The sequence below is a fragment of the Streptomyces sp. NPDC006458 genome (genome assembly GCF_040612135.1).
In the GTDB taxonomy this organism is placed as follows: domain Bacteria; phylum Actinomycetota; class Actinomycetes; order Streptomycetales; family Streptomycetaceae; genus Streptomyces.
The window spans coordinates 492,479-505,619 of sequence record NZ_JBEXPR010000001.1; the positions used below are offsets into that span (position 1 = coordinate 492,479).

General features: G+C 71.7%; 9 protein-coding genes and 3 tRNA genes. 6 read left to right on the forward strand and 6 right to left on the reverse strand.

Features of this window, described 5'->3' with window-relative positions; genetic code table 11:
- The first annotated feature begins 466 nt into the window (after positions 1–466).
- From ABZZ79_RS02365 to dnaG, 3 genes are all read left to right on the forward strand, one after another.
- Entirely contained in the window at positions 467–1,729 is a 1,263-nt protein-coding gene (locus ABZZ79_RS02365; RefSeq protein ID WP_356685551.1) for a deoxyguanosinetriphosphate triphosphohydrolase, read from the forward strand.
- 119 nt (positions 1,730–1,848) lie between these two features.
- A complete protein-coding gene (locus ABZZ79_RS02370) occupies positions 1,849–3,114 on the forward strand; it encodes an FAD-dependent oxidoreductase (protein ID WP_356685553.1) in 1,266 nt (421 codons plus the stop codon).
- Between the two features lie 134 nt (positions 3,115–3,248).
- Positions 3,249–5,150 carry a DNA primase gene (gene dnaG / locus ABZZ79_RS02375; RefSeq protein ID WP_356685555.1) on the forward strand — a complete coding sequence of 634 codons (1,902 nt, stop codon included), beginning with the start codon at positions 3,249–3,251 and terminating at the stop codon, positions 5,148–5,150.
- On the opposite strand, the gene ABZZ79_RS02380 is transcribed toward dnaG, so the two are convergent.
- Entirely contained in the window at positions 5,121–5,780 is a 660-nt protein-coding gene (locus ABZZ79_RS02380; protein WP_356685557.1) for a hypothetical protein, read from the reverse strand. The two genes, dnaG and ABZZ79_RS02380, sit on opposite strands and share 30 nt — an antisense overlap.
- A gap of 137 nt (positions 5,781–5,917) precedes the next feature.
- Here ABZZ79_RS02380 and ABZZ79_RS02385 point away from each other — a divergent pair, with 137 nt between their 5' ends.
- Positions 5,918–7,213, forward strand: coding sequence for an RNA polymerase sigma factor (locus tag ABZZ79_RS02385; RefSeq protein WP_356685559.1), 1,296 nt, complete (start codon positions 5,918–5,920; stop codon positions 7,211–7,213).
- 247 nt (positions 7,214–7,460) lie between these two features.
- Here the strand turns inward: ABZZ79_RS02385 and ABZZ79_RS02390 are convergent, their stop codons facing one another.
- The 5 genes from ABZZ79_RS02390 to ABZZ79_RS02410 all read right to left on the reverse strand — a co-directional run bounded on the left by ABZZ79_RS02390 (position 7,461) and on the right by ABZZ79_RS02410 (position 11,123).
- Positions 7,461–9,776, reverse strand: a complete 2,316-nt coding sequence (locus tag ABZZ79_RS02390) for a M4 family metallopeptidase (RefSeq protein WP_356685861.1) — start codon at positions 9,774–9,776, stop codon at positions 7,461–7,463.
- Between the two features lie 238 nt (positions 9,777–10,014).
- Positions 10,015–10,377, reverse strand: a complete 363-nt coding sequence (locus ABZZ79_RS02395) for a hypothetical protein (protein WP_356685561.1) — start codon at positions 10,375–10,377, stop codon at positions 10,015–10,017.
- Between the two features lie 333 nt (positions 10,378–10,710).
- Positions 10,711–10,784, reverse strand: a tRNA-Ile gene (locus tag ABZZ79_RS02400).
- 188 nt (positions 10,785–10,972) lie between these two features.
- A tRNA-Asn gene (locus ABZZ79_RS02405) sits at positions 10,973–11,045 on the reverse strand.
- Between the two features lie 5 nt (positions 11,046–11,050).
- Positions 11,051–11,123 (reverse strand) — tRNA-Asn (locus ABZZ79_RS02410).
- Between the two features lie 134 nt (positions 11,124–11,257).
- Here ABZZ79_RS02410 and ABZZ79_RS02415 point away from each other — a divergent pair.
- Both ABZZ79_RS02415 and ABZZ79_RS02420 read left to right on the forward strand, forming a co-directional pair.
- Positions 11,258–11,563 carry a YtxH domain-containing protein gene (locus ABZZ79_RS02415; RefSeq protein WP_356685563.1) on the forward strand — a complete coding sequence of 102 codons (306 nt, stop codon included), beginning with the start codon at positions 11,258–11,260 and terminating at the stop codon, positions 11,561–11,563.
- 44 nt (positions 11,564–11,607) lie between these two features.
- On the forward strand, positions 11,608–13,059 hold the full coding sequence (locus ABZZ79_RS02420) for an FGGY family carbohydrate kinase (protein WP_356685565.1): 1,452 nt from the start codon (positions 11,608–11,610) through the stop codon (positions 13,057–13,059).
- Positions 13,060–13,141: the final 82 nt, after the last annotated feature.

Here is a 13,141-nt window from a genome sequence, read left to right on the forward strand (position 1 = left end):
CGCGCACCACGGCGGCACTCGGTGGACGCGTGGGCGCGACCGGCCACGGCCGATCCGGGCGCACGACGACTGCACTCGGTGGACGCGTGGGCGCGAGGACCACGGCTGATCCGCGCGCACCACGGCGGCACTCGGTGGACGCGTGGGCGCGACCGGCCACGGCCGATCCGGGCGCACGACGACTGCACTCGGTGGACGCGTGGGCGCGGGAACCACGGCTGATCCGCGCGCACCACGGCGGCACTCGGTGGACGCGTGGGCGCGACCGGCCACGGCCGATCCGCGCGGACGACGACTGCACTCGGCGGACGCGTGGGCGCGAGGACCACGGCTGATCCGCGCGCACCACGGCGGCACTCTGCGGGCGCGTAGCCGCGTGGACCACGGGCGACTCGCAGACGCACCCGAAACATGACCAGGCGGACGGCTGGGCGCAATTGTCACTGCCGCCCCGTACTGTCGAACCATGGCAGGCACCCCCTACGACGACACAGCAGCTGAACGCTGGGCCCCCGAGCCCGACAAACGCCCGGGCCGCACCGCCTTCCAGCGCGACCGCGCACGCGTCCTGCACTCCTCGGCGCTCAGAAGGCTCGCCGGAAAGACCCAGGTCGTCACCCCCGGCACCAGCAGCAGCGTCTGGGACGCCAGCCCCCGCACCCGCCTCACCCACTCCCTGGAATGCGCCCAGGTGGGCCGGGAGCTCGGCGCGGCCCTCGGCTGCGACCCCGACCTGGTCGAGGCCGCCTGTCTGTCCCACGACCTCGGCCACCCGCCCTTCGGCCACAACGGCGAACAGGCCCTCAACGAATTCGCCGCGGACTGCGGCGGCTTCGAGGGCAACGCGCAGTCGCTCCGGCTCCTCACCCGCATCGAGCCCAAGCGGTTCACCGAGGAGGGCTCGGTCGGACTGAACCTCACCCGCGCCGTCCTGGACGCGTCGACCAAGTACCCCTGGCCGCGCGGCGCCCACCCCGACACCCCCGGCTCCCCGAAGTTCGGCGTGTACGAGGACGACCGCCCGGTCTTCGACTGGGCCCGCAAGGACGCCCCCGGCACCCGCACCTGTTTCGAGGCGCAGGTGATGGACTGGTCGGACGACGTGGCGTACTCGGTGCACGACGTGGAGGACGGGCTGCACGCCGGGCACATCGACCCCAACGTCCTGCACGCCGAACCCGAACGGCAGGACGTGTTCGCGGTGGCCGTCGGCCGCTATGTGCCCGCGGACACCGACCCGGCCGAACTCGCCGAGGCCCTCGACCGGCTCCAGGACCAGGAGTGGTGGCCGCACGGCTACGACGGCACAGCCCTCGCCCAGGCCCGGCTGAAGGACGCCACCAGCCAGCTCATCGGCCGGTTCTGCCTGGCGGCCGAGGCCGCCACCCGGGCCGCGTACGGCGGCGGGCGGCTCACCCGCTACTCCGCCGAACTGGTCGTGCCGCGCGAGACACGGATGGAGTGCGCGGTGCTGAAGGCGGTCGCCGACCGGTACGTCATGCAGCGCGACGAGCAGACCCGGCTCCGCGCCGACCAGCGGATCGTCGTCGCCGGACTCGCCGACGCGCTCACCCTGCGCGCGCCCGACGGCCTCGACCCGCAGTTCCGTGCCCTGTTCGACCGGGCCGGCGACGACCGCGCCCGCAAGCGGGTGATCGTCGACCAGATCGCGTCCCTCACCGACGCGTCGGCCCGGTCACTGCACACCCGTCTGACGGGGTACCCGTGACAGGGGCATACACCGTAGGAACGTAACCCTGCGTGGCCTGATCGGGTCACTCCCTCTTCCCCCATCACGCTGCGTGCGGGAGGCTCGCATGTGGCGCTACGTCAACGAGGAGGCATCAAGTGGTCGACGCGGATCAGACATTCGTCATCGTCGGTGGCGGTCTCGCGGGAGCCAAGGCGGCCGAGACGCTCCGCGCGGAGGGCTTCTCGGGGCGGGTGATACTGATCTGCGACGAACGCGACCACCCTTACGAGCGGCCCCCGCTGTCCAAGGGGTTCCTGCTCGGCAAGGAGGGCCGCGACAGCGTCTTCGTGCACGAACCGGCCTGGTACGCGCGCAACGACGTCGAACTGCACCTCGGCCAGACGGTCGACGCGATCGACCGCACGGCGAGGACGGTCCGCTTCGGCGACGACGGCACCCTCGTCCACTATGACAAGCTGCTGATCGTGACCGGGGCCGAGCCGCGCCGCCTGGACATCCCCGGCACGGACCTCGTCGGCGTCCACCATCTGCGCCGCCTCGCCCACGCCGAGCGGCTCAAGCAGGCCCTGACCGCGCTCGGCCGCGACAACGGCCACCTGGTGATCGCCGGGGCCGGCTGGATCGGCCTGGAGGTCGCGGCGGCGGCCCGCGGCTACGGCGCCGAGGTCACCGTCGTCGAGCCGGAGCCCACCCCGCTGCACGGCGTCCTCGGGCCCGAGCTCGGCAACCTCTTCGCCGAGCTGCACCGCGAGCACGGCGTCCGCTTCCACTTCGGCGCGCGGCTCACGGAGATCACCGGGCAGGACGGCATGGTCCTCGCGGCCCACACCTCCGACGGTGAGGAGCACCCCGCGCACGCCGTCCTCGCCGCGATCGGCGCGGCCCCGCGCACCGCGCTCGCCGAGGCGGCCGGGCTGGAGATCGCCGACCGGGCGTACGGGGGCGGCATCGTCGCCGACGAACGGCTGCGCACCTCAGACCCGGACATCTACGCCGCCGGTGACGTGGTCTCCTTCCCGCACGAGCTGTTCGGCACCCGGCTGCGGGTGGAGCACTGGGCCAACGCGCTCAACGGGGGACCCGCGGCCGCGCGGGCCATGCTCGGGCAGGACGTCGTCTACGACCGGGTGCCCTACTTCTTCTCCGACCAGTACGACCTGGGCATGGAGTACAGCGGGTGGGCGCCGCCGGGGTCGTACGACGAGGTGGTGATCCGGGGGGACGCGGGCAAGCGGGAGTTCATCGCCTTCTGGATGAAGGAGGGGAGGGTGCTGGCCGGGATGAATGTGAACGTGTGGGACGTCACAGAGCCGATTCAGCGGTTGATCCGGACCAAGGCCCGGGTCTCCTCCGACGCGCTGGCCGATCCTCATGTGGCGTTGGAGGAGCTGGGCACCTGAGCGTCCGCCCGGTCCGCGTCGTCCTCCGCCGCGTGGCCGCTTCTCGCGCCCACGCGGCGGAGCCGCACATCGATACGGCCCCGCGCCCCTTTCGGGGGCGTCGGTCTGTCAGTCCCTCACCGTAGAATCTCCTCGTGGCAGGACGGATCAATGACGAGGACGTGAAGGCGGTACGGGACGCGGTTCCGATCGACGCCGTCGTGTCCGAGTACCTCCAGCTGCGCAACGCGGGTGGCGGCAACCTCAAGGGGCTGTGCCCGTTCCACGACGAGAAGTCGCCGTCCTTCCAGGTCAGCCCGAGCAAGGGTTTCTTCCACTGCTTCGGCTGCCAGGAGGGCGGCGACACCATCACGTTCGTGATGAAGATCGACCACCTCACCTTCTCCGAGGCGGTCGAACGGCTGGCCGGCCAGGCGGGCATCACCCTGCGCTACGAGGAGGGCGGCTACAACCCCGCCCACCAGCGCGGCGAGCGCATCCGCCTGGTCGAGGCGCACAAGATCGCGGCCGACTGGTACGCGGAGCAGCTCGCCACCAGCCCCGAGGCCGACACCGGCCGGATCTTCCTCGCCGAGCGCGGCTTCGACCAGGCCGCGGCCGTGCACTTCAGCGTGGGCTACAGCCCCCAGGGCTGGGACCACCTCACCCGCTTCCTGCGCGGCAAGGGCTTCACCGACAAGGAGCTGATCCTGTCGGGCCTGTCGCAGGAGGGCCGCCGCGGACCCATCGACCGCTTCCGCGGCCGGCTGATGTGGCCCATCCGGGACATCGGCGGAGAGGTCGTCGGCTTCGGCGCGCGCAAGCTGTACGAGGCCGACAACGGCCCGAAGTACCTCAACACCCCCGAGACGCCGATCTACAAGAAGTCGCAGGTCCTCTACGGCATCGACCTGGCCAAGCAGCCCATCGCCAAGTCCAGCCGGGCCGTCGTCGTCGAGGGCTACACCGACGTCATGGCCTGCCACCTCGCCGGGGTCACCACGGCCATCGCCACCTGCGGCACGGCCTTCGGCGGCGAACACATCCGCATCCTGCGGCGCCTGCTCATGGACAACGGCTCGGCCCGGGTGATCTTCACCTTCGACGGCGACGCCGCCGGCCAGAAGGCCGCCCTGCGGGCCTTCGAGGACGACCAGAAGTTCGCCGCCGAGACGTACATCGCCATCGCCCCCGACGGCATGGACCCCTGTGAGCTGCGCCTGGCCAAGGGCGACGACGCGGTGGCCGACCTGGCCGAGCCGCGCACCCCGCTGTTCGAGTTCGCGCTGCGCCAGATCGTCGCCCGCTACGACCTGAACACCCCGGCCGGCCGCGCCGCCGCCCTGGACGAGGCCGCGCCGATCGTCGCCCGGATCAAGAACAGCGGCGCCCAGCACGAGGTCGCCGTCCAGCTCGCCGGGATGCTCGGCATCCTGGACACGCAGTTCGTCGTCAAGCGGGTGGCCCAGCTGGCCCGCTGGGCCCGCGACCGCGGCGGCCGGGGCCCGGCCCCCGAGCGGCAGCGCGGCGGCCGGCTCCATCAGACGGCCCCCGCCGCGCCCTCCGGCCCGGCGCTGAACCTGCGCAATCCCGTCTACGCCACCGAGCGCGAGCTGCTCAAGCTCGCCCTCCAGCGCCCGGAGCTGGTCTCCCCGGCCTTCGACGCCTACGGGGTGGACGAGTTCACCGCCGCGCCCTACGCGGCCGTGCGCCTGGCGATCCTGGAGGCGGGCGGCGCCGAGTACGGCATCCCGGACCCGCAGCAGTATCTGGTCCAGGTCCGCGAGGCCGCCCCCGACGACACCGTCCGCGCGATGGTGACCGAGCTGGCCGTCGAGGCGATCATGCGCCGCACGGCCGACGAGGTGTACGCGGGCATGGTGCTGGTCCAGGTCCGCCGCCGCGCGGTGGAGCGGCGCATCCGGGACGTCCAGTCCCGGCTGACCCGGCTGGCCGCCGGCGGCGACCCGGCCGAACTGGCCGCCGTACAGAACGAGTTGTGGGTGCTCCAGCAGTACGACCAGGCGCTACGGGAGCACGGGGCCGGCGCCCTGTGACCTCCTCGCCTCCTCGAAGGCGACCGGCGCGTCCTCGATCCATCCGTCGTCGACCGACAGGTCGCTGTCGTGGAGCACGAACTCCCGTTCCACCTCGACCACTTCGAACCCGTCCAGCTCGGCGAGCAGAGCGTCGAGCGCCCGCCGCGCGCCCTCGGCGTCCACGCCCCGGCACCGCTGGGTGACGAACCGCTCGTGCCGGCCCCCGCCGAGGACCCGCCGCGCGTTCCACGACAGATGGGCGCCGTGCGGCACGACCACGGCGGCCAGCGCGTCGAGACCGGCGTCGGCGGCCGGCCGCAGCTTCACGTGATGCTCGAAGTACTGCGGGGCGGCGCACGGTTCCCGAGGCACCTCGGGCGCCCACGGCGCCGACTCGGTCTTGACCCGGACCGGCACGAACCCGTCCGCCCGCAGCCGTGCCACCACGCGCCCGGCGTCCGCCGCGGCGGCGGCACGGGTCGGCGAGCCGGTCAGGGTCAGCATGGGCTGCACCCGCATCCGGCCACGGGCCAGTTCGATGCGGGTGAGCTTCAGACCGGCCGCGGCCGCCCAGCGGTCGAGCCGCTCGGACTCGGCCGGGCCGTCGCAGCGGACCGTGACATGGGTTTCGTACAGGGATCCGGACACCCGGGGATCGTGCCAGATCAGCACGGCGGCGGCGCCTCCGTTAGCCGTGACGGTAATCGCGCGGTCACGGACCGGTCCCAAAAAGTCCTCGCACGCCCCTCGTGGCGGCGATGTGTCTTACCCCACACTGGGTTCCGGTGCCTGAGTCCCCGGAGCGCGGCCGATCCGTCCCCGACGGGTCCCCCACCCCCGCGATTCCGCTCATCGCGGACGGGACGGACTGCGGCGAGGCCGCCGACTCCGCCCCCGAAGCAGCGCTGCCGTACGACTCCGCAGCGATCACCCTGGAGGTCGCCCCCGTGCAGACCCAGACCCTCGTCCAGAACGACACCGACACCAACGGCCCGGAGCCCGACCCCGACAGCGGGGTGCTCGTCGCCGTACCGCCGCAGGGCCGTGCCGCGCTCCGTCCCGAGGCAGACCCGGAGTCCGCGCCCGAGCCGGCCGAACCGCCCGCCGAGGCGCTGGAGACGGAGCCCGCCGAGCCGGCCGAACCGGCTCCCGCCCGCGCCGACACCGGCGGGCCGTCCTCGGACCTGTTCCGCCAGTACCTGCGGGAGATCGGGCGCATCCCGCTGCTCACCGCCGCCGAGGAGGTCGACCTCGCCCGCCGCGTCGAGGCCGGCCTGTTCGCCGAGGAGAAGCTGCTCAACAGCCCCGACCTGGACACCCGGCTCGCGCTCGACCTCGACCGGCTGGTCGTCATGGGCCGGATGGCCAAACGCCGTCTCATCGAGGCGAATCTGCGCCTGGTGGTGTCGGTCGCCAAGCGGTACGTCGGCCGCGGTCTGACCATGCTCGACCTGGTCCAGGAGGGCAACCTCGGACTGATCCGGGCGGTGGAGAAGTTCGACTACGCCCGCGGCTACAAGTTCTCCACCTACGCCACCTGGTGGATCCGCCAGGCCATGTCCCGCGCCCTCGCCGACCAGGCCCGCACCATCCGGGTGCCCGTCCATGTCGTCGAGCTCATCAACCGCGTGGTGCGCGTCCAGCGCCGCATGCTCCAGGAGCGCGGCTACGAGCCGACCCCGGAGGAGGTGGCCGGCCAACTGGACCTCGCGCCCGAGCGGGTGGGCGAGGTCCTGCGCCTGGCCCAGGAGCCGGTCTCGCTGCACGCGCCGGTCGGCGAGGAGGACGACGTGGCGCTCGGCGACCTCATCGAGGACGGCGACGCCGCGTCCCCGGTCGAGTCAGCCGCGTTCCTGCTGCTGAGGGAGCACCTGGAGGCGGTGCTGTCGACGCTGGGGGAGCGGGAGCGCAAGGTGGTCCAGCTGCGCTACGGGCTGGCGGACGGACGCCCGCGTACTCTGGAGGAGATAGGCCGCATCTTCGGGGTGACCCGGGAGCGCATCCGCCAGATCGAGTCGAAGACCCTGAACAAGCTGAGGGACCACGCGTTCGCGGACCAGCTGCGGGGATATCTGGACTGACGTTCCGGCACGGCACTGCCGTGGTGGGGCGGGTGGGACTCGAACCCACGGCCGACGGATGATGAGTCTGATCAACGGCCCGATCCGGAGCCGAATTCCGCGGATCCAGCAGGCGGCGGCTACGACCTCGCCGGCCCCGGCGGGCGCCGGCAACGGCGACGAGGCCCGCCCCCGGAGGGGAGCGGACCTCGTCCTTCACCCGCGTGCCGTGCCGCGGCCCGTCAGGACCTCAGGCGCAGGCGGGGTTTCAGGGGGTGACGATGATCGAGACGTCGTCGATCACGAAGGAGGTCTGCCGGTGGAAGTCCTCCGTGCCCGTGAACTTCAGGGTGACGCTCTGCCCGGCGAAGGAGGAGAGGTCGTAGGTCTTCTGCACGTAGCCGGAGCTCGCGTCCAGGTTGGAGAACGAGGCCAGGTAGGTCGAGTTCGCCTGGACATCCAGATGGTCGACCCGGGCCGTGGTCGTGTTCTCGGCGGTGTCGATGCTCTGCCAGTACGTCAGGATCGCGTGACATCCGGCCGGGATGGTCACCGTCTGCGAGACGGTGTCGATGTGCAGGTTGCCGTAGCCGTTCAGCCACGCCTTCCACGAACCGGTGCGCGCCGGCCGGCCGGTGCCGTTGTCGATGACATCGGCGCTGGCGGCCCACACGGTGTTACCGGACTCGAAGCCGGCGTTGCCGAGCAACTGCGTGGGGTTGCAGGGGCCGGGCCTGTAGACGTTCCAGGTGAAGGAGGCTGTGCCGGTGGCGCCCGTGGAGTCCTTCACCGTGAGCTTGACCTTGCGGCTACCCGCGGTGGTGGGGGTGCCGGAGATCAGGCCGGTGGAGGAGTTGATCGACAGGCCCGCCGGCAGGCCGGTGGCGGTGTAGGTCAGCGGGCCCGGGTTGGTGCTGGTGGCCTGGACCTGCAGGCTCGCGGCGGCGCCGACCAGGCCGTACTGCGTGTCCGGGCTGGTGACCGTCACGCCCAGGACGACGCGGGGGCCGACGTTGATCGCGGCCCAGGCGTTGGTGGCGTTGATGTAGGTGGAGCTGTACGGGCCGTACAGGTCGGCGGCGGCCTGCAGCGTCGCGGTGCGGGCGCCGGCGTAGGTGGTGGAGGAGGTCATGTACGTGCTCAGCGCCCGGTACCAGATCTTCGCGGCGGCGTCGCGGCCGATCGCGGTGACCGGCTGCCCGTCGGAGGTCGGGGAGTCGTAGCTCACCCCGTTGATCGTCTTGGCGCCGCTGCCCTCGGAGGCCAGGTAGAACCAGTGGTTGGCCGGTCCGGAGGAGTAGTGGACGTCGATGCCGCCGATACCGGGGTACCAGGAGTCCTTGGAGCCGCCGTCCTTGGAGGGCTTGTCCATGTAGCGCAGCGGGGTACCGTCGCCGAAGATGTTGATCTTCTCGCCGACCAGGTAGTCGCCGGCGTCGTTGGCGTTGTTCGCCCAGAACTCCACCGCGGCGGCGAAGATGTCGGAGGTGGCCTCGTTGAGGCCGCCGGACTCGCCGCTGTAGACGAGGTTGGCGGTGTTGGCGGTGACGCCGTGGGTCATCTCGTGGGCGCCGACGTCGATGGAGGTGAGCGGCCGGGCGTTGCCGTCACCGTCGCCGTAGGTCATGCAGAAGCAGGAGTCGTCCCAGAAGGCGTTGACGTAGGAGTCGCCGAAGTGGACGCGGGAATAGGCGGCCACGCCGTCGTTCTTGATGCCGTTGCGGGCGTGCACGTTCTTGTAGTAGTCCCAGGTCAGCTGGGCGCCGTAGTGCGCGTCCACGCCGGCGGTCTGGGCGTTGGAAGGAGTGCCGTCGCCCCAGGTGTCGTCGGCGTCGGTGAACAGCGTGCCGGGGTCGGAGGAGCCACCGCCCAGGTCGTAGGTCTTGTTCCCGCCGCGGGTGGGGTCGCTCATCTCGTAGGTCGAGCCCGCCGGTGAGGTGCCGATGGCGACCTGGCCGCTGTACATGCTGTTGCCGACGCCGGTCCTGATGCCCTGGTACTCGAAGAGCTCGGCGCCGGTTCTCGCGTCGGTGATCACGTGCAGCTGCGAGGGGGTGCCGTCGTGCTGCACGCCGCCGATGACGGACTCCCAGGCCAGGGTGGGCCTGCCGGAGCCGGCCCAGACGACCTTGCGCACCGAGTCGGCCGTGGGAGCCTTGGCGCCCTCGGCCTTCGCCCGGCCCAGCGCGAAGGACTTCGCCGAGTCGGCGGTCTTGACCGCGGTGGTGGAGGCGACGGTGATGGTGGCCTTGGTGTTCTTGGTGACGCTCCTGGCGGCGCCGTTGGCCCCCGCGTGCACCACCAGGTCACCGCCGAGCACCGGCAGCCCGGCGAAGGTGCGCTCGTAGCGGGTGTGCACGCTGCCGTCGGCGTCCTTGGTCACCGACTTCGCCACCAGCGCCTCCTGCCCGCCCAGGCCCAGGGCCTGGGCGGTGGCGGCCCGGTGCGCCTGGGCGTCGGCCAGCAGCGCGGCGCGCTCGGCCGGGCTGAGCTGGGCCGGCAGCGCGCCGGAGCGGGCCTGGGCGGCCGGGGCCTGGGCCGGGGTGCCGGCGATGGCCTGGCCTGGAAGCGCGACGGCGACCATCGCGGCGCCGACGAGCAGCGCGCACCGGCGCGCTGCCTTGCGGGGGGAACGTCTCAACGGAACTCCTTCTGCGACGGCCGGGATCCCGGCCGGTGACAGCCCGAACAGGGGGGTGCTGTCCGGGAAGAGCTACGGAAACAGCGGTGTGGACCGCTGCGGCGTAGGGCATCGAGGTGAGGGGCGCGGGTCTGCGTCGTGCGCCCGCCAGCCTGGCATCATTGATATGACCATGTCATTATCACTGAGACAGGTTGGCCGAAATTCCCCTTTGCGCGATCCGTGCCTGGCCAACTTCGAGAGCGGTCGGCGCCCGTACCTTTCCGTTGCGGACATCGTGGTCGTCTCGCAGGCCCCGCGCGTGCCGCCTGTCGCACTGATCGTCCCCGTGGGATACGAGGAGACCGTCGAGCCACTTCCAGGAGTCCAGGCGCAGGTCTTCGAAGCGGCTCAGCGGATCACTGGCGAGGCGGCGGGCAGGACCGGTGCCGACCGGGCCGTCACTGATCAAGACGCCGGGAAGGGCGGTTTCGCCACGTCCGACGAGGCCGAGCGCGAGCCGAGCACGGTCCTCGCCCGGATCAGTGAGGGCGGCTACACCCACGACGACGGGCAGACCTTACGGCTGCACGGCACGGGCAGGCGTCACCGATGCTCGCCGCCGGGGTCGACACGGCGATCGTGTCGAAGCGCCTCGGGCACTCCACGGTGACGATCACCGCAGACCTGTACTCACAGCTGGGTGGAGTCGGGCGCGACGCGGCGAGAAGGCGGCGGCCCTCGTGCCGCGTCGGCGGCACGAGCAGGTCCAACCCGGGGACTCTCGTTCCCAGGTGGTTCCCAGCCAAAGGCTTGAGCTCGGCTCGCCTGATGGCACGACAGACCCTGGACACGCCAAAGCCGCAGGTGAGATCGTTTCTTCACCTGCGGCTCGCAGTGGGGCGGGTGGGACTCGAACCCACGGCCGACGGATTATGAGTCCGCTGCTCTAACCGGCTGAGCTACCGCCCCATAGCGGCGTGTCGCGTACATGTGTGCGCGCCGTCTGCCGCAGCATAGCCGCTCATACGATCTCCTGCTCCGGATGGTCGGCTTCCCGCGGCCCTCGGTGACCTTGGAGACTCCGCCCTGGTTGCGGCGGTTCCACCCGGCCCGAACCGGACATGAAAAAGGACCCCGAAGGGTCCTCGTTCACGATGCTCCCCCGACTGGACTCGAACCAGTAACCTGCCGGTTAACAGCCGGCTGCTCTGCCAATTGAGCTACGGAGGACCGAGCTCCCCCGACTGGACTCGAACCAGTAACCTGCCGGTTAACAGCCGGCTGCTCTGCCAATTGAGCTACGGAGGAATGCCTCGTTGCATCGAACGTACCTACCTGGGTATTCGCCAGGGGGCGCTCGCTCGCTGCGACACATACATTAGCGCAAGCAGGGGGGTGCTCCGCCAATCGGTTCTCCACCACCACGGAAGGGTGGCTCTGCAATGCGCTACAAGCTCACGTTCGTCGCCGGACTGGCTCTGGGTTACGTCCTGGGCACGCGTGCCGGGCGAGAGCGCTACGAACAGCTGAAGAAGTCCGCCCGGCAGATCGCCGAGAACCCCGCCGTCCGCAACACCGCGGAGACCGCCGCGCACCAGAGCCGCGAGTTCACCGGCAAGGCGTTGCACGCGGTGGGCGCCAAGGTCGGTGACCGGATCCCGGCGTCCGTGGCGGATCGGGTCCGTCATCTGCGGGACCGCAACGGCAGCTTCCCGGAGGACGACGACTGGGGCACGAGCAACACCTGAGCCTGCGAACGCCGATGCGGGCCGCGTACGGCAAAATCTCTCTCATGGGGATAGTCGCCGGGCTGGACAGCTCACCCGATTTCACGCGCATCGTCGTCTGTGACACGGACACCGGGTCGGTACTGAGGCAGGGGTACGCCCCTCATCCGGTGGAGGGCGCCGACGACGCACGCCCCAGTGACGTGGACCCGCAGGCCTGGCTGCTCTCCCTCGGGGAGGCGGCCGGCGGCGGGCTCCTGGAGGGCGTGCAGGCCATCGGTGTCTCCTCGCAGGCCAACGCCGTGGTCCCGCTGGACGCGCAGGGCGGCACCGTGCGCCCGGCGATGGTCGGCGGCGACAAGCGCGCCCAGGTCGCCGCCGCGGACCTTCTCGACGCGCTCGGCGGCCGCGAGGCATGGTCGCAGGCGGTGGGCTGTGTGCCCACCGCCGCGCAGGCGGTCACCAAGCTGCGCTGGCTGCAGAAGAACGAGCCGGACAACGCCCGGCGCACGGCCGTGCTGATGCAGGCCCACGACTGGCTGGTCTGGCAGCTGCTGGGCCGCCCGGTGCGCCGTACGACCGACCGGGGCGGGGCGTCCGGGACCGGCTACTGGTCGGCGGCGACCGGCGCCTACCGGCCTGATCTGATCGAACTGGCGCTCGGTCACCAGGTGATGCTGCCCGAGGTGATCGGGCCCTCCGAGGCGGCTGGCACGACGCCGGAGGGCCTGCTGATCTCGGCCGGGACCGGCGAGACCATGGCCGCCGCGTTCGGGCTGGGGGTGGGGCTCGGCGACGCGGTCGTGTCGCTGGGCGCGTCCGGCTCGGTGATGGCCGTGCACCCCGAGCCGCTGCACGACGGCACCGGGATGATCACCTCGCTGGCCGACGCGACGGGCATGCATCTGCCGGTGGTGACCACGCTGAACGCCGTACGGGCCCTGCGCGGCACCGCCGAACTGCTCGGGCTGCCCGATCTGGAGGCGCTGTCCGACCTGGCGATGAAGTCGACGCCGGGCGCGCACGGGCTGGTGCTGCTGCCCTATCTGGAGGGCGAGCGCACCCCGCACCTGCCGCACACCGCCGGGACCCTGGCGGGCCTCAGGCGCGAGGCGATGCGCCCGGAGCATCTGGCGCGGGCCGCCTTCGAGGGCATGCTGTGCGGGCTCGCCGACGCCCTGGACGTACTGCGCGGCCGGGGCGTGGAGGTGCGGCGGATCTTCCTGCTGGGCCCGGCCGCCGAGCTGCCCGCGGTGCAGGCGGCCGCGCCCGCGCTGTTCGGGGCCCGGGTCGTGGTGCCGCAGCCGGCCGACTACGCCGCGATCGGCGCCGCCCGGCAGGCCGCCTGGGCCCTCGGTGTGTCGCAGGGCACACTCGACCCGCGCACCCCGCCCGCCTGGCAGGGCGCGGCCGCCCAGGTGCTCGACCCCGGCGAGGAACTGGCCGTGGGACAGGCCGTGCGCCAGCAGTTCGTGTCCGTGCGCGAACAGACGCATCCCGGGGCGTTCCGGCTGTAAGAGGCAGATCTTTACGTGCCGATGGGTTAATCGGTTGAGGTAACGCGGGTGCGGTGTCCGACGATAGGGGCCAAGGGCAACC

Excerpts from the sequence above, each read along its gene's own strand:
- ABZZ79_RS02365 (WP_356685551.1), top strand. The coding sequence starts at position 467 with ATGGCAGGCACCCCCTACGACGACACAGCAGCTGAACGCTGGGCCCCC.
- ABZZ79_RS02390 (WP_356685861.1), bottom strand. The coding sequence starts at position 9,776 with ATGGTCGCCGTCGCGCTTCCAGGCCAGGCCATCGCCGGCACCCCGGCC.
- ABZZ79_RS02415 (WP_356685563.1), top strand. The coding sequence starts at position 11,258 with ATGCGCTACAAGCTCACGTTCGTCGCCGGACTGGCTCTGGGTTACGTC.
- ABZZ79_RS02420 (WP_356685565.1), top strand. The coding sequence starts at position 11,608 with ATGGGGATAGTCGCCGGGCTGGACAGCTCACCCGATTTCACGCGCATC.